This window comes from Bartonella sp. B41, assembly GCF_053795765.1.
In genome coordinates this window covers 559,697-583,009 of sequence record NZ_CP200037.1, presented here as the reverse complement: position 1 = coordinate 583,009, position 23,313 = coordinate 559,697, and the positions used below count along the sequence as shown (strand labels likewise).

Annotated in this window: 16 protein-coding genes; 4 read left to right on the top strand and 12 right to left on the bottom strand. The window is 34.7% G+C overall.

The features are described 5' to 3' along the window. Window positions 1-8: 8 nt before the first annotated feature. From sufC to V4P54_RS02405, 3 genes are all read right to left on the bottom strand, one after another. Window positions 9-764: a Fe-S cluster assembly ATPase SufC gene (gene sufC, locus V4P54_RS02415; RefSeq protein ID WP_455477545.1), complete on the bottom strand. Its 756-nt coding sequence runs from the start codon at window positions 762-764 to the stop codon at window positions 9-11. A gap of 59 nt (window positions 765-823) precedes the next feature. After that, window positions 824-2,335: a Fe-S cluster assembly protein SufB gene (gene sufB / locus V4P54_RS02410; RefSeq protein WP_455477544.1), complete on the bottom strand. Its 1,512-nt coding sequence runs from the start codon at window positions 2,333-2,335 to the stop codon at window positions 824-826. 153 nt (window positions 2,336-2,488) lie between these two features. After that, entirely contained in the window at window positions 2,489-3,646 is a 1,158-nt protein-coding gene (locus tag V4P54_RS02405) for a cysteine desulfurase family protein (RefSeq protein ID WP_455477543.1), read from the bottom strand. Window positions 3,647-3,824: 178 nt separating this feature from the next. On the opposite strand from V4P54_RS02405, the gene V4P54_RS02400 reads away from it, so the two are divergent. From V4P54_RS02400 to V4P54_RS02390, 3 genes are all read left to right on the top strand, one after another. Beyond that, window positions 3,825-4,505: an alpha/beta hydrolase gene (locus V4P54_RS02400; protein WP_455477542.1), complete on the top strand. Its 681-nt coding sequence runs from the start codon at window positions 3,825-3,827 to the stop codon at window positions 4,503-4,505. A gap of 144 nt (window positions 4,506-4,649) precedes the next feature. Continuing rightward, window positions 4,650-5,903 carry a tyrosine--tRNA ligase gene (gene tyrS, locus V4P54_RS02395; protein WP_455477541.1) on the top strand — a complete coding sequence of 418 codons (1,254 nt, stop codon included), beginning with the start codon at window positions 4,650-4,652 and terminating at the stop codon, window positions 5,901-5,903. Between the two features lie 50 nt (window positions 5,904-5,953). Further along, the gene (locus tag V4P54_RS02390; RefSeq protein WP_455477667.1) at window positions 5,954-6,433 is read left to right on the top strand and encodes a peroxiredoxin; all 480 of its coding nucleotides are present in this window, start codon (window positions 5,954-5,956) and stop codon (window positions 6,431-6,433) included. Window positions 6,434-6,550: 117 nt separating this feature from the next. Here the strand turns inward: V4P54_RS02390 and prfB are convergent. The 3 genes from prfB to V4P54_RS02375 form a co-directional block, all read right to left on the bottom strand. Continuing rightward, window positions 6,551-7,679, bottom strand: a protein-coding gene (gene prfB, locus V4P54_RS02385) for a peptide chain release factor 2 (protein ID WP_455477540.1) whose coding sequence is annotated in 2 segments (ribosomal slippage) — window positions 6,551-7,609 and window positions 7,611-7,679 — 1,128 coding nt in all. Because the reading frame shifts where the segments join, the coding sequence is not laid out codon by codon here. Window positions 7,680-7,777: 98 nt separating this feature from the next. After that, the gene (locus V4P54_RS02380; RefSeq protein WP_455477666.1) at window positions 7,778-10,243 is read right to left on the bottom strand and encodes a penicillin-binding protein 1A; all 2,466 of its coding nucleotides are present in this window, start codon (window positions 10,241-10,243) and stop codon (window positions 7,778-7,780) included. A gap of 142 nt (window positions 10,244-10,385) precedes the next feature. Beyond that, a complete protein-coding gene (locus V4P54_RS02375) occupies window positions 10,386-11,561 on the bottom strand; it encodes an N-acetylmuramoyl-L-alanine amidase family protein (RefSeq protein ID WP_455477539.1) in 1,176 nt (391 codons plus the stop codon). Window positions 11,562-12,242: 681 nt separating this feature from the next. On the opposite strand from V4P54_RS02375, the gene V4P54_RS02370 reads away from it, so the two are divergent. Continuing rightward, on the top strand, window positions 12,243-14,840 hold the full coding sequence (locus V4P54_RS02370; protein ID WP_455477538.1) for an Rne/Rng family ribonuclease: 2,598 nt from the start codon (window positions 12,243-12,245) through the stop codon (window positions 14,838-14,840). 93 nt (window positions 14,841-14,933) lie between these two features. On the opposite strand, the gene V4P54_RS02365 is transcribed toward V4P54_RS02370, so the two are convergent. From V4P54_RS02365 to proS, 6 genes are all read right to left on the bottom strand, one after another. Next, complete coding sequence (locus tag V4P54_RS02365; RefSeq protein WP_455477665.1) at window positions 14,934-15,545, bottom strand: invasion associated locus B family protein; 612 nt, start codon at window positions 15,543-15,545, stop codon at window positions 14,934-14,936. Window positions 15,546-16,070: 525 nt separating this feature from the next. Then, window positions 16,071-19,571: a transcription-repair coupling factor gene (gene mfd, locus V4P54_RS02360; protein WP_455477537.1), complete on the bottom strand. Its 3,501-nt coding sequence runs from the start codon at window positions 19,569-19,571 to the stop codon at window positions 16,071-16,073. Between the two features lie 5 nt (window positions 19,572-19,576). Then, window positions 19,577-19,867 (bottom strand): FAD assembly factor SdhE, encoded by a 291-nt coding sequence (locus V4P54_RS02355; RefSeq protein ID WP_455477536.1) that lies wholly within the window; start codon window positions 19,865-19,867, stop codon window positions 19,577-19,579. Between the two features lie 76 nt (window positions 19,868-19,943). Beyond that, a complete protein-coding gene (locus V4P54_RS02350; protein ID WP_455477535.1) occupies window positions 19,944-20,624 on the bottom strand; it encodes an ABC transporter ATP-binding protein in 681 nt (226 codons plus the stop codon). Next, window positions 20,624-21,892, bottom strand: coding sequence for a lipoprotein-releasing ABC transporter permease subunit (locus V4P54_RS02345; RefSeq protein ID WP_455477534.1), 1,269 nt, complete (start codon window positions 21,890-21,892; stop codon window positions 20,624-20,626). The genes V4P54_RS02350 and V4P54_RS02345 overlap by 1 nt, the downstream gene beginning before the upstream one ends. Window positions 21,893-21,903: 11 nt before the next feature. Then, window positions 21,904-23,229, bottom strand: a complete 1,326-nt coding sequence (proS, locus tag V4P54_RS02340; protein ID WP_455477533.1) for a proline--tRNA ligase — start codon at window positions 23,227-23,229, stop codon at window positions 21,904-21,906. Window positions 23,230-23,313 lie beyond the last annotated feature (84 nt).

Genomic DNA, 23,313 nt, shown 5'->3' with positions numbered 1-23,313 from the left:
TCTTATCCTTAGCTGGCTTCGTCAATAATATCAGCATATCCATTTTTTTCTAAATAAAGTGCCAATGATTTATCTCCACTTTTAATAATACGACCTTTATAAAGGACATGAACTGTATCGGGAATAATATAATCAAGCAAGCGCTGATAATGTGTAATAACTAAAAATGAACGCTCTGAATCGCGCAATTTATTAACACCATCTGCAACAATTTTTAATGCATCAATATCTAAACCAGAATCTGTTTCATCTAATATACAAAGTTTTGGCTCAAGAAGAGCCATTTGAAGAATTTCAGCGCGTTTTTTTTCGCCACCTGAAAAACCTACATTCAAAGGACGTTTAAGCATTTCCATATCTATTTTTAGCTTGGAAGAAATTTCTTTAACACGTTTAATAAATTCAGGAATTTTAAGTTCTTTTTCTCCACGAGCTTTGTATTGAGAATTTATTGCAACCTTCAAAAATTCCATCGTTGCAACACCGGGTATTTCCATAGGATATTGAAATGCAAGGAAAATACCAAATGCAGAACGTTCTGCTGGATTCATTCCTAAAAGAGATTGTCCATTATAAAGAATATCTCCTTCTGTTACTTCGTAACTATCATGACCAGCAAGCAAATAAGATAATGTAGACTTTCCAGCCCCATTTTGTCCCATAATTGCAGCAATTTCACCATTCTGAACGGTTAAATTTAAACCGCGAATAATTTCTGTATTTGTTTCAGAAATACGGGCGTGCAAATTTTTTATTTCTAACATAATTGAATCCTGTTCTTGTAATTTATATGCAGCGCACTATTTCTCATTCAATGAATAAATTAGCCTACGCTTCCTTCAAGACTGATACCAATGAGCTTTTGTGCTTCAACGGCAAATTCCATCGGAAGTTTCTGAATGACTTCTTTTACAAAACCGTTAACGATTAATGCAATAGCTTCTTCTTCAGAAATTCCTCTTTGCATAACATAAAAAAGCTGATCATCAGATATTTTAGATGTTGTCGCTTCGTGCTCGAATTGAACTGTTGCATTTTTTGCTTCAATATAAGGTACTGTATGAGCACCACAGTCATTGCCAATCAATAAACTGTCGCACTGAGTAAAGTTCCGTGCATTTTTCGCTTTCCGATGTGCAGATACCTGTCCCCGATATGTATTATTTGAAAAACCAGCAGAAATACCTTTAGAAATAATACGGCTTGATGTATTTTTTCCTAAATGAATCATTTTTGTGCCAGAATCAATTTGTTGATAACCATTAGCAATAGCAATAGAATAAAATTCTCCACGTGAATTATCACCACGAAGCAAGCAAGATGGGTACTTCCAAGTAATTGCAGAACCGGTTTCAACCTGAGTCCAAGAAATTTTAGAATTATCGCCTTTACAATCTCCACGCTTAGTTACAAAATTGTAAATACCACCCTGCCCTTCTTTATCACCAGGATACCAATTTTGCACAGTAGAATATTTAATTTCTGCATTTTTTAAGGCAATAAGTTCAACAACAGCTGCGTGAAGTTGATTTTCATCGCGTTGAGGAGCAGTACAGCCTTCTAAATAAGAAACGTAGGAATTTTCATCCGCGATAATTAATGTTCTTTCAAATTGTCCTGTGTTGCGTTCATTAATCCTAAAATAGGTTGAAAGTTCCATGGGACAACGAACACCTTTTGGAATATAGACAAATGAACCATCTGTAAAAACAGCTGCATTAAGAGCTGCATAATAGTTATCACCAGCTGGAACAACCGCTCCCAAATACTCTTTAATAAGAGAAGAATGCTTAATAATTGCCTCTGAAATAGGACAAAAAATGACGCCAGAACGCGCTAGTTCCTCTTTAAATGTCGTGATAATAGAAACGGAATCAAAAACTGCATCAACAGCAACTCGTCCTGATGCATAAATGTTGTCATCAAGAGTAGAACGATCTGTTTGTTTTCTTACTCCTGCTAAAATTTCTTGCTCTTTGAGGGGGATCCCTAATTTTTCATATGTTGCCAATAATTCAGGATCAACTTCATCTAAAGATTTGGGACTTATATGATTTTTAGGAGCAGCATAATAATAAAGCTCTTGAAAATTTATTTTTGGATATTTTAGGCGTGCCCAATGAGGTTCTTCCATTTTTAGCCAATGGTGAAAAGCTTTCAAACGCCATGTTAACATCCATTCGGGTTCACATTTTTTAGCAGAAATGAATCTAATAATATCTTCATTTAAGCCTTTTGGTGCCTTGTCCATCTCAATATTTGTTTCAAAACCATACTTATATTGATCCACGTCTATATCACGAACCTGACGTATTGTTTCTGGTATTGCCAGCATTGGCTTTCTCCACTCTTCATCTATGTAAAAATCGATGATAAAAAGTTTTTTTGTTATAAAATCAAAGAAAGAAACCTATCTCTTATTAAACTATAGATAAAACAAGACGATTTCAATCAGGATTGATTTTATTTTTAAAATAGTTCTAAGTTTTTAATTGTAAACTTTATTTTTTTGATTATATACGATTTGAGAAAAAGCAAATAAAAAATCATCAATATCATTAGATGTTGTATTTCGTCCCGTTGAAACACGAATCGCACCATTAGGAATATGATATCCCATTGCTTTCAAGATATTGCTTTGTTTTACTTTTCCTGAAGAACAGGCAGAACCTGAAGATACAGAAAATCCTGCTAAATCAAAACTAATTTGCATGGTTTCAGCTTTTATATTTCGCACAGAAAAATAAGTTGTATTTGGTAAACGTTGGACATTTTGACCAAAAATTTCAACATCTTTGCTGATTTTTTTTAGTCCATTTTCCAATTTGTTGCGTAAATAAATTAGTTTTTTTATTTCCTGTTGAGTAAGGCAATCGTTTATTGCTGCTCCAAAGGAAGCAATGAGCGGTAAAGCTTCTGTTCCACCACGTAATCCTTTTTCCTGTCCACCCGCTACAATAAGAGGGGAAGGCATAAGATTCCCACCATATGAAATGAAAGCACCAATTCCTTTAGGACCTCCAATTTTATGAGCTGATAGTATAAAAAAATCACCCCCTAATTGATTTATATTGATAAAATTTTTATCGATGTATTGTGCCAAATCAACTATAAGGATCCCCCCAAAACTTCGAACAATAGCGCTTATTTCTTTAATTGGTTGAATAACACCAGTTTCACCATTCGCAGCTTGAATAGCTACAAGAGGTAAGCCTTGTATTTTATCATGAGAATCTAATAAAATCCTTAAGTTATCTTGTTTAATTAATCCATTATGATCAATAGGAATAACGGTAATCAGTTCTTTAGAGAAACGCCCACCTTCTGCAACAGATGGATGTTCGCTTGCACCAATATAAAGATGAGAAAATTGAATTTTCGATTGTTTATTATAATAAAAGGGAGTTAATAGAGTTGTGGCTGCTTCACTTGCACCGGATGTAAATACAATATGGTCTGGGCTGGTATTAAGTTTATGAGCAATTTGTCGACGTGCTTTTTGTAATAAAGCTTTAGCGGCTCGTCCTTCAGCATGAACAGACGATGGATTGCCAAATATCTCCAAAGATTCTAGTAGTACCTTTTGTGCTGTTTTTTTGAGAGGTGTTGTTGCATTATGATCAAAGTACCGGCGTTTTACAGCCATCTTAAATTCCAACCATTAATCTTAATTAATTGATTAAAAACAGTGCAATTTTTTTTAAAAAGATGCACTTAAAAACAAAGTGCTTAATGATTAAATAAAATTACCATATGAAGTAGATTTTATGCTAAAAGTCAGCCAAGGTCAATGAGAGCATTCATAGCGTTTAAGGAGCATTTCCATGCCAGAAATTATTTTTAGTGGTCCAGCTGGCCGTCTTGAAGGACGTTATCAGCCTTCTCAAAATAAGAATGCACCGATTGCAATCATTTTGCATCCCCATCCCCAATTTGGTGGAACAATGAACAATAAGATTGTTTATGATTTATTCTACATGTTTCAAGAGCGCGGTTTTACTACATTGCGTTTCAATTTTCGCGGTATTGGTCGAAGTCAAGGTGAATTTGATTATGGAACAGGAGAGCTTTCAGATGCTGCCGCCGCACTCGATTGGGTACAAACACAGCATCCTGATTCTAAAAATTGCTGGGTAGCTGGATATTCATTTGGTGCTTGGGTTGGTATGCAGCTTTTAATGCGTAGACCAGAAATTGAAAGTTTTATATCTGTTGCTCCCCAACCCAACATTTACGATTTTTCATTTCTCGCTCCTTGTCCTTCTTCTGGGCTTATAATTCATGGTGATATCGATAAAGTTTCTCCTCCCAAAGATGTTCAGAACCTTGTAGATAAATTAAAAACACAAAAAGGTATCACTATTACGCAAGAAATATTAAAGGGTGCAAACCATTTTTTTAAAGGGTGTAATAAGGAGCTTATTGAAAAGTGCGCACAGTACTTAGATGACCATATTGCAAAGGATTTTCTAGATCATCGGCGCGAAGTACTTGCAATTACCTAAAACTTTTAAGAACGAATGTTTGCATTATTTCTTATCGACAACATTTTGCGTTCTATTGTGAGTTATGCGTTGTTTATGATAAGGATAGCGAATTGGTGCCTTTTTGCATAAATTAGTATTCCTATTGATTAGAAAGTAAAATCCGTGTCTGTCTTTAAATCTGATTTTTTACGTGTCATGAGTGAACGTGGGTTTATCCACCAAATTTCAGATGAAAAAGGCTTAGATGATCTTTTTTTAAAAGAGATCGTGACTGCTTATATTGGTTTTGATCCAACGGCTTCTAGTTTGCATGCTGGAAGCCTTCTTCAAATTATGATGCTTTATTGGTTACAAAAGACAGGTCACCGTCCCATTGCTTTGATGGGTGGAGGAACGGGATTAATTGGTGACCCATCCTTTAAAGATGAATCTAGACTCCTCCTCACACAAAATGATATAATGAAAAATATCGTTGGTATTAAAAAGGTATTCTCTAATTATTTGACATTTGGAGATAAGACAACGGATGCACGCATTGTTAATAATGCTGAGTGGCTTTGTAGTTTAAATTACTTAGAATTTTTACGTGATGTAGGAAAGTATTTTTCAGTCAATCGCATGCTATCTTTTGACTCTGTTAAACTTAGGCTAGAACGTGAATATTCTTTATCATTTTTAGAGTTTAATTATATGATTCTGCAGGCTTATGATTTTATTGAACTTCATAAACGTTATGGATTGCGGATGCAAATGGGTGGCTCTGATCAATGGGGAAACATTGTTAATGGCATCGAATTAGGACATCGCTTAAAAACACCACAATTATACGCACTAACTTCACCATTACTGACAACTTCTTCTGGTGCAAAAATGGGTAAATCTTTGAATGGTGCTATATGGCTTAATGCAGACATGCTTTCACCTTATCAATTTTGGCAATATTGGCGCAATACAGAAGATGCTGATGTTATTCGTTTTTTAAAGCTTTATACTACATTACCAATGAGCGAAATTCGTAAACTTTCTGCATTGCAAGGAAGTGAAATTAATGAGGCGAAAAAAATTCTTGCAACGAAAGTTACCGCAATGTTACATGGGGAAAGCCTTGCAGATGAAGCAGAAGAAACTGCGCGGAAAACTTTTGAAGAGAAAGCTGTTGGAAAAAATCTTCCAATTATTGAGATAAATGCGGCAGAGTTAAAAATTGGAACCGGATTGTTAACTCTTTTAGTAAAAGCGGAATTGGCAAAATCTAATAGCGACGCACGCCGATGTATTCAAGGAGGGGGGGTGCGTGTAAATGATAAAATTACTGAAGATGAGACTCGCCTCGTTGTTGAGGGAGATGTCAATGCAGATGGTAAAATTAAGCTTTCTTTTGGTAAAAAGAAACATGTTTTGATTAAGCCAATATAGTTGATTGGTGTTTTTATACCAGATATATAAATAAAAGAAAGATTAAGATGATGACACAATTAATGAAAGGGACCCTTGCTCCCGATTTTGAATTGCCGCGTGATGGTGGGGGTAAGTTGCGCCTTACAGATTTTCAAGGGAAAATAGTTGTTTTATATTTTTATCCGAAAGATGATACCAGTGGATGTACAAATGAAGCTCTTGATTTTACACGATTAAAAGAAAAATTTTGTGAAATTGGAGCTGTCGTTATTGGAATGTCTCCAGATAACGTTGATAAACATAATAAATTTAAAAAAAAACATAATCTTGATGTCATTCTTGTAGCAGATGAGGACAAGACAACTCTTATGGCTTACGGGGTATGGGTTGAAAAAAGCATGTATGGGCGCAAATATATGGGAGTTGAACGTAGTACATTTCTTATTGATTCAACTGGAAAAATAGTAGAGAAATGGTGTAAAATAAGCATATCTGGACATGCAGAAAATGTCTTATCTGCAGCTTCAGAGCTGTATCATAGCAGTTAATAAATTTGATTAATTTATAAATACAACCTTCGCTTTTTGTTATTTTTTTTGAGTATGAAAAACAAAAATTAACAAGAAATTCAATGAGCTTGCAAAATTTTAGTAATACTGTGCAAGTTAGTCAATGTTGCTTATTTTTTGATCCTTTTTATGAACGCGTCGTGCAAGTGCTGCTTCTATGAATGTATCTAGATTCCCATTAAGTACAGACTGTGGATCAGTATTTTCAACATTCGTACGTAGATCTTTAACAAGTTGATAAGGTTGAAGGACGTAAGATCTTATTTGGTGCCCCCACCCTATTTCTGTTTTAGAAGATTCAATGGCATCGGTTTTTTCTTCCCTTTTTTTGAGTTCTTCTTCATAAAGTCGTGCGCGCAACATAGCCCAAGCTGTTGCTCTGTTTTTATGTTGAGAACGCTCTGTTTGACACTGAACAACGATCCCTGTTTTCATATGCGTGATACGAACTGCTGAATCCGTTGTATTAACATGTTGTCCCCCGGCTCCTGATGCGCGATATGTATCAATACGAACATCTGCTTCTGATACATCAACATCAATATTATCATCAATTACTGGATAAACCCAAATACTTGCGAAAGAAGTGTGGCGCTTTGCATTTGAATCAAATGGAGAAATACGTACTAAACGATGAACTCCAGATTCTGTTTTTAGCATACCATAAGCATTATATCCTCTTACTAAAATAGTAGCTGATTTTATTCCTGCTTCTTCTCCATCATGAATTTCTAACATTTCAACTTTCATTTTATGCTGTTCTGCCCAACGTGTATACATGCGTAAAAGCATGGAAGCCCAATCTTGACTTTCAGTGCCACCTGCACCAGCATGAACTTCTAAATAAGTATCATTTGGATCAGCTTCTCCAGAGAGAAGTATATTAATTTGCTTTTTATCAATATTATTTTTAAGTTTGCGTATAGTTCTTTCAGCGTCAGCGATGATTTCTAGGTCACTTTCTTCTTCACCCATTTCGATTAACGCAACGCACTCCTCCAATGTTGTCGTAAATGAATGAACACAATTTATTAAATCTTCAAGATGCTGACGCTCACGCATCATATCTTGTGCTTGTTGTGTATGGCTCCAAAGTGCTGGGTCTTCTGCTCTTTGATTAAGATACTCAAGACGTTTTACTGATTTATCCCAGTCAAAGATGCCCCCTTAGCAATTTTATTGCTTGCCGAATTTCATTGACTAATGTTTCTATTTCTGACCGCATAGAATAACACCTTAACCATATCTTTTATATTTGCCTTAGCCATGATGCCTAATTTTTGTTTATATACATCCATCATGTCAAAAAAGATTATTTATCAATCAGTATAGTCCACCAGTACCACTTTCAAGGGCTTTATTAACTTGTGGAGAAGTAGTAATTAAGGGAACACCTTCTTGAAAAAAGCTGGTACCGCCAATTACTTGATATATATCAGCAGGACCAGTTCCTGGTTTAAATGCCTCAATAATAACATTCGGATCCCCTACTTCGGCAAGCATGCCTGTTCTACGATTAATCGGCATCAAAACCATACCATCTGGCATTTTAAATGGTATATCTGGCTTTTCTTTTAAAGCAGCTTCCATAAACTCAGCGAAAACAGGAGCAGCCAATGAACTCCCCGTTCCTTGAGATCCTAAAGGTGCTGGTTGATCATAACCAATAAAGATTCCAACAACAAGGTCTGGAGTAAAACCCATAAACCAAACATCTTTAGAGTCATTAGTAGTTCCCGTTTTAGCAGCTATATGTCGATTAAGATATTGCAAACGTGCAGCTGTACCGCGCTTAACAACTCCCTCCATCATCGATGTAATTTGATAAGCAGTCATGGGATCAAGTACTTGATCTCGTTCATCAACTAATATTGGTTCATTTTGATTATCCCATGATTGAGCATTACAGTTTTTACATAGACGATTATCATGACGATAAATAGTTTTTCCATAACGATCTTGAATCCGATCAATAAGAGAAGGTTTAATGGAACGCCCTCCGTTGGCGATAACCGAATAAGCCGTAACCATTCGTAAAACCGTTGTCTCTCCAGCTCCTAAAGCCATAGGAAGATAAGGTTGTAATTTATCTACAATACCAAAACGTTCCGCATATTCAGCAACAAGCGGCATTCCCATATCATTGGCAAGTCGCACAGTCATGAGATTACGAGAATATTCGATTCCAAAACGTAATGTTGAAGGTCCAGCAAATGTACCACCATAATTTTTAGGTTGCCAAACCTCACCATTAGTTTGACGAACTTCGACAGGGCCATCCAAAATAACTGATGACGGTGTGTACCCATTATCAAGTGCTGCTGCATATACAAAAGGTTTAAAAGCAGAGCCAGGTTGACGATAAGCTTGTGTTGCACGATTAAACTCGGAAGCAGCAAAAGAAAATCCTCCAATCATTGCGAGGACACGTCCAGTACGAGGATCCATAGCTACAATCGCACCTTCAACCTTTGGGATTTGCTGTAAACGATAAATATTATCGGTATTTGGTATTTTTTTTACAAAAATAACATCTCCAACATGAAGGACGTGGGATAAATCCTGAACAGTTTTTTGAAAACCGTTTTCATCAATAATATTTAATGCCCATTTTGAATCTTCCGAAGACAACGTGGCAATTTTTCGCTCTTTTGATGGTAAACCAGAATCTTCGTATCGTGGTTGTAACCCAATCTTGATTTTATTGTTGCTGGTAGAAAGCACAACTGCTAAATTCCATTCAGGAACGTCTCTTAATTTAGAGAAATTTGCAAGTTCTAAACCCCAATCAGATTTTTTATTGATACGATTATAAGGTCCACGCCATCCTTGTAAACGGTCGAATTTAATTAATCCATTTTGTAAAGCACGCCGAGCAATAAGCTGTAAATGTGGATCAAGAGTTGTGCGTATTGACAATCCACCTTCGTAAAGTATTTTGGCTCCATAACGATGCAATAAACGGCGACGTACTTCTTCAGTAAAGTACTCAGCAGCAAAGACGTAGCTGTCGTTTCCACGTCCTGTTACCCCCAAAGGTTTTTCCTTAGCTTCTTTACCTTGTTCAGGTGTTGCATATCCATTTGCAACCATTCTGTCTATCACCCAATTACGACGATTGATGGCGCGTTTTTCATTTTTAAATGGATCATAATTTGCTGGCCCTTTTGGAAGAGCTGCCAAATAAGCGGACTGCTCTAGAGTAAGGTCATTGATAGACTTATTGAAATAGTTTAAAGAAGCTGCTGCAATACCATAGGTGCCACGACCAAGATAAATTTCATTAAGATATAGCTCAAGAATATGATCTTTTGAGTAAGTTCTTTCGATACGCATCGCTAATATCGCTTCCTTCAATTTACGTTCCAACGTTGCATCTGAATTTAAGAGGAAGTTTTTAGCAACCTGCTGCGTGATAGTTGAGGCACCCTCTGGACGTTTACCAGAACCAATATTGCGAATATTATTAATTAAGGCTCTAGAGAGTCCTTCAGGGTCTAGACCAAAATGATGATAAAAATTTTTATCTTCAGCTGAAATAAAAGCATCTTTGAGCATTTTGGGTATTGATTGGATTGGTACATAAAGGCGATGTTTTGTAGCAAATTCTGCCATAAGACTACCATCAGAAGCATGAACACGAGTCATCACGGGTGGCTCATATAGCGAAAGAACTTCATAATCAGGAAGCCCACCTGCTTGACTATTTGTTATTATTCCCCATATTATGGATCCCAAAAGCACAATAACAGCGATAAAATTAATAAAAAGATACTTCAGAGTCATCATTGAAACAGTTATTATTATCGTCAAAATTGATCAAAAGGAAAAACCTTATCTCATTAAGTACAGGATTTTATTGGCGTTAAGTTAAAATGAATAAGATATTTGACATTATAGTCTAGCACTAATATCTTATTTTTTTATAAATTTAAAGAGATTGCATGATTTTTTGCTTATATTTGGCAAACTTGCGAATAGAATGAGCGATAGAAGCAGCTATTTTTTGTCTCCATTGGGGATTATTCAACAATTTTTCATCTTTTTTATTGGATAAATAACCTATCTCGATTAGGATAGACGGTATGTCTGGGGCTCTTAAAACTTGAAAATCAGCATATCGATGGGGATTGTTTATTAAGTTAATATTACTCTTTGATAAATCAAAAATAACACGGTTTGCGAAATTGACTGAAAATGTGTGTGTCTCACGTTGTACAAGGTCGATCAAAATGTCTGTGATTTCAAGAGATTCTTCTGCAGGTAACCCATCAAGCATATCGACCTTATTTTCACTTTCAGCTAAGGATTTTGCAATTGCATCGGATGCCTTATCCGATATGGTATATACTGTAGCACCACGAAGAGAATGAACGTTAATGCTATCTGCGTGAATCGATATAAAAAGATCCGCTCCGAATTTTTGAGCCTTTTTAACTCTCTCATTCAATCTTAAAAACATATTGGAATCACGCGTTAGAGCAACAGTGATATGGGAATCTTTCTTTAATTCATCTCTTAATGCACGTGCGAAGGCTAACGTTATATTTTTTTCTAAAATTCCCGTAACACCCTTTGCACCACTGTCGATTCCACCATGGCCCGGATCAAGAACAACGCGAAAATTACGCGTTGATTTCAGTTTTATTTTTTTAGCTAAATTAGTTTCTTGTCGATTTTTAAATGCCTCATTAAACTTTTTTTGTGTACTTTTAGCAATATCGACCACTAATTGCCATAAGCCATCATTTAATTTTTGTGTCGTGCTTTTTTCAATGAAAAAAGCAGTTTTGCTCGTAAAGACAATACGTGGTGTTCTCTCATCAGAAAAACCATAATGTATATTTGAGAGCATGTTCGATAACATATTCTGTTTATTTGAAGATATATCTCGCTCTAAAAAATCGAATGTTGGCAAATCAATAATCAAACGTGCAGGCTGATTTAAAACTTGTAAGCAGGCATTTGGCTTAGCATTAAAAATTGCAAGAACACGCGTAACCTCATTATCACCAATAGTTCGTAAATCAATAAGTCTCAAAACACCTGCAGCCTGAGCGTGTGTTTGAAATGCCCAAAAAAACAATAAATAAAATATGAAGCGCAAAACAATATTCCAATCAGCTATTCTAGGCTTTTGGACAGAAAATATCCTTTATTATTAAGTGAAACACTCCACATGTAAAGCAATAATTAACTTCATTGTACAGAAAATAATATGTCGAATCTAAACTATGTTATTTTAGGGAATGCTGCATTTTCAGCAGTAAACAATAAAAAAATTAAATCAAAAAATAACTAAATTTAGAAATTACAGGGTATTTATAGTGAAACGTGATCATATTGTTACTTGCAAAAAACGTGATATCAACATAAAAGAGTGTTTACGCCTCCTAATCGATAGTGGCCATCTAGTATTAACTTAAATTATCTGTAGTTCATATTTAGTTGTCTTTAGAAGGTTTATCGCACATTGTAAGCATTTAGGCTTTTTAAATAAAAGTCTTTATGTCTCAAAAGTCGGGATTGCGTTATTTAAGATTCACTGGTTCGGATATCCGAACTGCTTTCAAGATTGTTTTGCCGGAGACTTACGAAAACATGAGTCATCCAGAACAGGTTAGGATAATGATTACAAATGCAATGAAGGGAATAATGCATTTACATGTGATAATTCAACCTGTTACGCTACTTTTTCCCTTTTATGGCAGACAACTCTTTAGATTTGCGAGCAATTGTGTTGTTCGTTCAAGTAAAGTTGTGTATGTCGCCTTCAGGATTTTAACTTATGTCAAACAAAATGCTTATCGATGCCTCCCATCCGGAGGAAACACGTGTTGTTGTCATTCATGGCAATAAAATTGAAGAATTTGATTTTGAATCAGAACATAAAAAACAGCTTAAAGGAAATATTTATTTAGCGCGTATTACACATGTTGAGCCATCACTTCAGGCGGCCTTTGTAGAATATGGCGGGAACAGACATGGTTTTTTGACATTTTCAGAAATTCATCCTGATTATTATCAAATTCCTGTCGCTGATCGTCTTGCTCTTCTTGAAGAAGAAGAATCGGCTGTTGGAGAAAGTCATATAGATGATTTTACTGAAGAAACAAATAAAAAAAAATCTAAAAAAGTAAGAAAAAATAAAAAAAACAATAATATAGCTGCAAACATTGAAAATAATGTCATATCTGAATCAGTAACTGTACATGATACAGAAACAGAAGATGCGTTTGATCTGAATGATTCTAATGATGATATTGAATTAGTTGGTGCTGAAGATGCACGTGAAGAACTTCCTACCTATCAGCGTAAACAGGGACGTCACCAGTATAAGATTCAAGAAGTTATTAAGCGGCGCCAAATTTTGTTAGTGCAAGTTATAAAAGAAGAGAGAGGCAATAAAGGTGCAGCGCTTACGACTTATTTATCCCTAGCAGGTCGTTATTCTGTTTTAATGCCTAATACAGCGCGGGGTGGTGGTATTTCACGAAAAATAACCAATATACAAGATCGTAAACGTCTTAAGGAAATTGTAAAAGAATTAGCAGTTCCAAAAGGTATGGGAGTAATTTTGCGAACGGCAGGAGCGAATAGGACAAAAGCTGAAATTAAGCGTGATTATGAATATCTCACGCGATTATGGGATACTATTCGCACTTTGACACTCAAATCAACGGCTCCCACTCTTGTTCATGAAGAAAGCAATCTTATAAAGCGTTCTATACGTGATCTTTATAGTAAAAATATCAATGAAATTCTTGTTTCTGGGGATCAAGGGTATCGTGAAGCAAAAGACTTTATGCGCATGCTTATGCCAAGTCATGCAAAAGTTGTTCAACCTTATCGTGATCCTACACCTATTTTCACTCGTAATAGTATCGAAACTCAGCTTGATAAAATGTTACATCCACAGGTTTCTTTAAGATCTGGCGGCTATCTTGTTATTAATCAAACAGAAGCGCTAGTTGCCATTGATGTAAATTCTGGTCGTTCCACTAAAGAGCATTCTGTTGAAAAAACTGCATTACAAACAAATCTTGAAGCTGCAGAAGAAATAGCTCGTCAACTACGTTTGCGTGATTTAGCAGGTTTAATAGTGATCGATTTCATTGATATGCTTGAAGAACGCAATGTTAAGATGGTTGAAAAAAAGCTAAAAGATTGCTTGAAAAGTGACCGTGCACGCATTCAAGTCGGTCATATTTCACATTTTGGTCTTCTTGAAATGAGTCGTCAGCGTATTCGTTTATCGGTTTTAGAAAGTACAACGCAGCCCTGTCCACATTGTGCTGGAACAGGAATTGTACGCTCTGAATCATCAATCGCTTTACATGTTATGCGTTCAATTGAAGAGTATCTTCTGCATAATCCTCAACATAACATTATTGTGCGCACGCCTGCTGCGACAGCGCTGTATGTATTAAATCATAAACGTAATATACTTGTTAATTTGGAAACGCGTTTTAAGCTCAATATTAGTATTGAGGCAGATGATAGTATTGGAACACAGCATCTTATTATTTCTAAAGGAACAATGGCAGATATCGTCACCCATCTTCCGTTAATTTCAGAAAAAAATCCATCTTTAACAGAGAGTGAATCCATCAAAGATAAAGCACCTGTTGATATTCAGCAAGGAGAGCAACGAAAAAAACGTCAAGGTGAAGTGGTTAATGATGATTTTTTCTCTGATACTAATAAAAAAGAGGATCTTCTCAATAGTGAAGGTACTCCTCGTCGAGGACGTCGTCGAGGACGTCGTGGTGGTCGCCGTAATCAGGACAATAATTTTTATTCTTATCGTATTCCTTATGCAGAACCAGTTGGAGATTTTGCTAAACAGGCATTGGAAGAGATTAAAGCAATATACCGAAGAAATCGTGTTTCAGTTGTTAAATCTGCTGAAATTGAGGAGATAGGAAATGATGCAAAACATCTTGTTGTACAACACACTGAAATTGCAGAAGTTTCCGCAGTTGATAAACCTAAAAAGCGTAGGGTACGCTCTTCAAAAACAGTTCAAAGAAAAAGGATTTTTAATAATAACCAAAATACAGAAACATCAACATTTCCTGAAGAAAATTTCATAATTGATTTGGTAAATAAAGTTGAAACAAAAGAAATAAATAATCTGATATCTGATACAGAAGAAAAAAAATCTGGAACAAAAAAAATAACGCATAAAACACGAAAAAAATCGGTTGTAGTATCTGAGAAAAAATTTGTCACAGAAAAAAATGTGGAACAAAATCCTGCCGAATTTGACATAATACTGAATGACTCTGTTATTACAGTTACATCATCAATACCTGATGATACTCCAAAAACTGAACGTGTTGGTTGGTGGAAGCGTAAAATTCTTTCTAGAAGTAAAAATTAATCATTTAAAAATTAAAAACCGCCACGAAATATTTTGTGACGGTTTCAACAAAAATACAGAAAATATCCTAAAAGATCTTTCTATATCATATCCTTATTTCTGTTTTGCTTTTTCTTGTTCAGCTCGCATACGATCCTCGATTTCTTTTTGCTTTGATTGAATAACTTGTTGCAATTTTATTTGCTCTTGTTGAAAATCTTTTTCTTCCATGCCAGGGCCTGTGTATGCAGCTGTAAAACCACTAAGAGAAAATTCAATTGGATTTGCCGAGCCTCTAAAATTAACAGTAGTTACAACCATTTTTGAATTATTTTTCATTGCAGTAATGAGTTTTTCATCTAAAGCGTCATTTGCAATACAACTTGATCCATTGCAAATAATATAAGGAACTTTTTTGGAAAAATCATTTCCAATTTGAATATGAACACCTTCTGGTAAAAAACGACCTGTAGGAACTTGAATACCTATACGTTTTTCATTTTGTTTTCCCTTTATCTCGACCAAATTAAAAGCCGTTAAAGGTTGTCCAGTATTTGATACAACAGAGTTCATTGTATTACAAATATCAACATCATGTTGCTTACTGCAAACTTTATACCAACCTTGAGATAAAGTCTGAGCATCTGCAGAAGTGTAGGCTGTAAGAAATAAAACAAAAGTTCCAGCCAATACTGAAACAGCAGAACAGATATTTTTATACGACATCATGACGCTAATCCTTTCAACGCGCTTTTATGATAATTCCAGATTAAGGACATTGAACGTGATTTAAAACAAATGTGCTAAGTTGAGTCAATTAAATGATATCCTTTTGTGTACTTTTTACCTAAATAAAAGATTAAACTTTCTTAAAGATCATAAAAAATAAGTCAAATTACCATACATTTGCATATAACATTTACACTTAATACATAAAATTGTTTAATTTGTTATATTGGTTTTTACAAAATTATTTTCTAAAATACTTTATAAAGTAAAAACGCATAAAATATAATTATCATATCATAATTACAATATAATATTCCATATCGCTTATAATATTAATATTAATAAATTTATTTAATATAATTACTCAAATAATATTAAAATAGTAAAACTAAAATAATTTTTGTATATTATTTTTAATATATAATATTATTAAATAAATTTATAAATATATACATTTAAGGTATTAAAAAATAATATATTTTATTTATATAGATGATAATCTTGAATTAGTAAAAAATTATTTTAAACAAAATTTTGTTCTGCTATTTTTACAAGCTGCATCATAATAGTCGTGGCTCCGACAATTCTTTCATTTACTGTGCTCCAATTACGAACAAGAACAATACTCTGATCTGATCGAATTTTTGCCATCGAACCTTGTTTTTTTATCCATTGAATAAGAGCAATACTATTCTCAAAATAATTATTACGAAATTGTATGACCATACCTTTTGGACCAGCATCCAATTTTTCTACATGCGCTTTTCGACATAAAATTTTAATATAAAAAACTTTAAGCAAATATTTTACTTCCAATGGCAAAGAACCAAAACGATCAATTAATTCTGCTTCAAATTCATTAATTTCTTCCAAATCATTAAGCTCTGATAAACGACGATAAAGTCCCATACGCAGTGATAAGTCAGGCACGAAATTTTCTGGTATCATTGCTGGTGTGCCAAGTAAAATTTGAGGAGACCACTGTTGATCGTCATTTTTTTCACCATTTTTAAATTCAGAAACAGCCTCTTCAAGCATCTTTTGATATAATTCAAATCCAACTTCTTTGATATGTCCTGATTGCTCTTCACCTAAAAAATTACCTGATCCACGAATATCCATATCATGGCTTGCTAATTGAAAACCAGCTCCCAATGTATCAAGTGATTGCAAGATTTTAAGACGACGCTCAGCAGAAGTTGTTAAAATTTTACCAGCAGGAAATGTAAAAAGTGCATAAGCACGCTGCTTTGAGCGACCCACTCTACCACGTAATTGATAAAGAGCAGAAAGCCCAAACATTTCAGAACGATGTACGATTAATGTATTAGCTGTTGGAATATCAAGACCAGATTCAATAATTGTTGTTGACAGTAGGACATCATATTTCCCATCATAAAATGCATTCATGATATCATCAAGCTGCCCAGCTGGCATTTGCCCATGAGCTATAACAAATTTGAGTTCAGGAACGTACATTTTTAAGTATTCTTCTACGAAAGAAAGATCAGAAATACGAGGGCACACATAAAAACTTTGGCCACCACGATAATACTCTCGAAGCAGAGTCTCACGGATAACGAGTTCATCAAAAGGTGAAATAAAAGTACGAACAGCCATTCTATCAATGGGCGGCGTCGTTATCAGTGAAAGTTCTCGTATCCCTGATAATGCTAATCCCAAAGTTCGTGGTATAGGTGTTGCTGAAAGTGTAAGAACATGAATATCACTTTTAAGCTCTTTTAAACGCTCTTTATGCTTAACACCAAAATGTTGTTCTTCATCAACGATAAGAAGTCCTAATCGTGCAAAATTAACAGCACCAGTTAATAATGCATGAGTTCCAATAACAATATCAATGGTTCCATCTGCGATGCCCTTTTTAACTTGTGCAAGTTCTTTAACTTTCACAAGTCTTGAAGCGTGACCAATTTTAACGGGTAATCCTTGAAAACGTGAGGTAAAAGTCTTATAATGCTGCCGTGAAAGTAGTGTCGTTGGAACGACAACAGCAACTTGATAGCCGTTTAGTGCTGCAACAAAAGCACTACGGATAGCGACTTCTGTTTTTCCAAAACCAACATCTCCACAAATTAATCGATCCATAGGCTTTCCTGATGCTAGATCATCTAAAACAGCATCAATTGCATCTATTTGATCTTCTGTCTCTTCATAAGGAAAACATGCAATAAACTCATCAAATAATCCGACTAACGGGATCAAAACAGGTGCAGAGCGTGTAGTGCGTTCTGCAGCTATACGGATCAATTGACCAGCCATTTCTAATAAGTGTTTTTTTAACCGTGTTTTACGTGCTTGCCAGGCAACACCCCCCAGCTTATCTAACGTTACATCTGTTTCCTCTGATCCATAACGTGAGAGAAGATCAATATTTTCAACAGGTAAAAAGAGCCGATCACCTCCAGCATAATTAATTTCTAGACAATCTCGTAAAACTCCGGTCGTTGTGATTGTTTTTAGACCAACAAACTTTCCAATACCATGATCAATATGAACAACGATATCACCAGAATTTAAAGAAGAAATTTCAGAAATAAAATTTTTACTATTTTTACGCCGCTTTGGCGATCTTATTAGTCTGTCACCAAGAATATCTTGTTCTGCTATAATGGTAAAATCTTCAGAATCAAACCCATGCTCTATCATTATAACAGCTGCTGATACATGATCATGTGGCATTGTTTTAAAAGTTTGCAACGATTTTATAATATTTATTTTTTTTAATCCATGTTCATCAAGAACTTGTACTAAACGAGTGAGGGAGCCCTCACTCCAACAAGCCAAGAGTATTTTTTTACCAGCGGAACGCAATGATGAAATATGATCAACTACACTTGAAAAAACATTTTTTTCTTGTGCACTACGCTCTTTTATAAAATCGTATCCTGGCAAAATATTTGCGTGAATAACATATTTTTCAAAAGTTTGTGGAACATTAAAAGGCGTAAAATCAATACGTTGTCCAAATTGTTGAGCATATTCAAAAACATATTCTGGTGTTAGATAAAGTAAATTTGGTTTTATCGGATGGTATGGAATAGAGTTTTTCTCATCTTTTTCGTTCTCTTTACGAGAATCGTAATAATCTTCAATAAGACGATAGCGTTCAGTAAGTACCTCTTCTATAAGATGCTCAAAAACGATGAGTGAATTTCCACAATGATCAAAAAAAGTATCAAGATTTTCATAAAAAAACGGTAGCCAATGTTCCATACCAGGAAAACGACGTCCTTGAGAAATTGCTTCATAAAGCATGTTATTTTGTTGTAATGCACCAAACGTACGAATGTAATTGCTTTTAAATTTGCCAATCAATTCGGGTGTAAAAACAATTTCACTCATTGATTGTAAAAAAAAATCAGTCTTTTTACCTATTGTTCTCTGTGTTTCTGAATCAAATACACGAATAGTTTCCAAAGTATTTCCAAAAAAATCAAGACGAACTGGTTCTTCATCCATAGGAGAAAAAATATCAATAATACCTCCTCTTACAGCAAATTCACCAATATCACGCACAATAGAAACGCGCTCAAAACCATTAAATTCTAAAGATTGAATAAGGTTTTTCATGTTAGTACGCTCACCAACACGTAAATGAATAATCTGGGATTCAATTATTTCGCGAGGAGGCAATTTTTGTATAATTGCGTTTGCTGTTGTTAATATAATTGCAGCACGTGGAGTTGCACGTAAATTTGATATATGCGCTAAAGCTGAAAGTCTGCGTGCCATAACAGCAATTCCAGGTGATACGCGATCATATGGTAAACAATCCCACGCGGGGAATTGAATAACAGGTAAATCTGGTTCGATAAAATTTAAAACTTGTCGTAAATAAGAAATTTTTATTCCATCACGAACAACATAGACAAGCGGTCTATTTTGAGCAATTTCTGAACTTAATTTTACAAGTGCAAAAGCCTCAAACCCATCACTAATCCCATCAAAAATTGCATGAACAGGAAGTTTTTTAGGAATGGAATTTTTTTTGAATATAGACATTGAAATTAATTTAAATTCGGACAAGTATGATAATTTATAATGTCATGAAAAAGTGGACTATCAATTTCAGGTGGTAGTGGGACTTTTCCCGTAACCCATGTCAGTAAATCTTGATCATCAAAAGACATAATATATTCTAGTTCGAAAACTGTTTTATCACTCATTTTTACAATATGAGCATTCACATAATGCCCTAAAATTAAATCCATTTCACGAATCCCTCGATGCCATGCACGAAAAATTAATCTTCGGCGATGAACATCTAATTGATTTTCGTTAGCAATTGAATTTATCATAAATGCCTCCTTGAATAGCTAAAAAGCAATATAAATTATAGCATCCAATTTTGAAAATAAATTTCGTATTTTATTACTAAGGAAGTTCAATAATCTTTTTTTCTTTTAATGTAATTCGACGATGCATTTTTTTAGCTAAACCATAATTATGCGTTGCAATAAGAGCAGAAAGACCAAACTGACGAACAAGAACAGATAAAGCTTGAAATACATAAGCTGAAGTTACAGGATCAAGGTTTCCAGTTGGTTCATCTGCAAAAAGAACTGAAGGATTATTTGCTACTGCACGCGCAATTGCAACGCGTTGTTGTTCGCCACCAGATAATTCTGATGGACGGTGTTTTGCACGATGCGAAATGCGCAAATATGTTAACAATTTAAGTGCACGATTCTCCGCAATGGACCTTTTAAGTCCTGCTATCATTTGTGGTATCATAACATTTTCTAAAGCTGTAAATTCTGGAAGTAAATGATGAAATTGATAAACAAAACCAATATCATTTCGTCTGATAGCTGTTCGTTCATTGTCGGAGCGTTTTGCGCAAGAAACTCCCCGTAATACTACATCACCAGATGTTGGTTTCTCCAATAGCCCAGCGATATGAAGAAGTGTTGATTTTCCGGCGCCAGATGGTGCAATAAGTGCAACAAGTTCTCCGCGATTGAGAACAAGATTGGCTTTATCTAAAATAACCAATCGTTTATAACTGTCAAAAAAATGTTTCTCAATTTCAACAAGCTCTAAAATAGCTGTCATTATTCATACCTTAAAGCTTGTATAGGATCTAATTTGGCAGCTTTCCATGCTGGGATAAGTGCAGCAAGAAATGATAAAAATAATGACATAATAGCAACTATAGCTGTCTGTCCCCACTCAATTTTTGCAGGAAGTTTTGTTAAAAAATAAAGCTGGGGATTAAAAACATCAACATTAAACAACCAAGATATAAAATTTTGAATCTGATTGATGTTAACAATGGTTATCATAGCTAAAATTAAGCCTAATATTGTTCCAACAGATCCAATAACCATGCCAGTCATAATAAATATATGCATGATTTCTCTTTTTTGTGCACCCATTGTGCGTAAAATTGCAATATCATAGCTTTTGTCTTTTACAAGCATAATTAATCCTGAAATAATATTTAAGGATGCAACAAGAATTATAAGAGAAAGAATAAAAAACATAACGTTTCGTTCAATTTCTAGAGCTGAAAAAAAAGCCTGATTGCGTGTACGCCAATCAATTAAATAAATTTGCTGATCAAAAGTCTTCATTATCATTGACTTTATCTGATCGACAGCATCAGGATTATGCAAAAATAACTCTAAAGATTGTATCTTATCTCCAAAATTAAAAAATATCTGTGCTTCATGAAGAGGCATAAAAATAAATATTGAATCGTACTCAGACATGCCAACTTCAAAAATTGCAGTTACCTTATACGATTTAACGCGCGGAGTAATTCCAAAAGGTGTCATATCACCATCAGGAGTAGTAATGCGAAGATACTGCCCAACTGTAAGACCTAATTTTTCTGCTAAACCGCTTCCAATCGCAACACCTTCTCCCTGATCAAATTGAGTGAGTGTACCAAATTTAATGTTTTCAGATACTGTTTTTATCTTCATCAAATCTTGTTCACGCATACCACGAACTAAAGCTCCAGATCCTCCTTCAAATGCACCTTGAACAAGTACTTGACCTTCAACAACAGGTAGAGCAAATTTAACACCATCCATAGACTCCAAAGAAGAAGAAAATCCGTTATAATCAGAAAAACCAGAATTAATTGTTTGAACAATAAGATGTCCATTCATTCCAAGAATTCTGTTAAGAAGCTCTGTACGAAATCCATTCATCACTGCCATAACAACAACAAGAGCAAAGACTCCTAACATAATTCCAATTAAAGAAATTATTGAAATAACAGATGTAATTGCATGTTTTTTATTAGGAATCATATAACGAATAGCAATCATCCATTCATACGATGATAACAATTTACCTTTTAACTTGCTCATTACATTGCCTACTACATTGCAGAAAATTGATTTAACGCAGCCTCAACTGTTAAATATTTTTTAATTCCTGTCTTTCGATCTTTAATTTCTACCTCATTTTGTGTTGCATTTTTAGGACCAACAATTATTTGTGTTGGCAAGCCAATCAAATCCATTGTTGCAAATTTTGATCCAGGACGTTCATCTTTATCATCTAACAGTGGATCAAAACCAGCACGTATTAATCCTTGATATAAAAATTCACATATATGAGTACATTTTTCATCATCTGGTTTCATATTAATAATGCCAAGGTCAAATGGTGCTATTGATTTTGGCCAAATAATCCCATTTTCATCATGAGAAGATTCAATTACTGCTGCAACAAGACGTGAAGGACCAATACCATAAGACCCCATGGAAACAAGATGCTCTTTTCCATCTTGTCCCATAATTTTTGCTCCCATTGGAGCAGAATATTTTGTGCCAAAATTAAAAATATGTCCTACTTCAATACCGCGAGCCGAAAGGCGATCAGTATCAGAAATCTTAATCCATTCTTCTTCATTATGCATTTCCTCCGTTGCAGCATAAAGAGATGTCCACTCTTTTATAATATTTTCCAAAAAAATCTTATCAGTAAAATCAACAGAATCAGATGGAATAGGTAATTCAAGAAATTTTTTATCACAGAATATGGCACTTTCACCCGTTTCAGCCAAAATAATAAATTCGTGACTGAGATCACCACCTATGGGACCTGTATCAGCACGCATAGGAATTGCTTTTAATCCAATACGAAAAAAAGTGCGTAAATAGGCAATAAACATGCGGTTATAAGACATCTTTGCGCTTTCGTAATCAAAATCAAAAGAATAAGCATCTTTCATTAAAAATTCTCGTGAACGCATCACACCAAAACGTGGACGAATTTCATCACGAAATTTCCATTGAATTTGGTACAGATTGAGTGGAAGATCTTTGTATGAACGGATATATGAGCGGAAAATGTCTGTTATTACCTCTTCGTTGGTTGGACCATAAAGCAAATCACGTTCTTGACGATCTTTAACTCGTAACATTTCTAGGCCATAATCATCGTAACGACCACTTTCACGCCAAAGATCGGCAGATTGAATTGTTGGCATTAATATTTCTATTGCACCAGCTCGTTCTTGCTCTTCACGAATAATTTTACAAATTTTATCAAGTACTTTTTTACCTAACGGAAGCCAAGAATAAATTCCCGATGTTTGCTGACGGATCATACTTGCTCGTAACATAAGACGATGAGAAATAATTTCTGCTTCTTTAGGGTTTTCTTTTAAAATAGGAAGGAAATATCGAGAAAGACGCATTGAAATTATTAACTCCTAAGCAAACTGACTAAAATAAAAAATTAAATATGCGACACATTAATCTATAGCTGCATTTTGAGTATT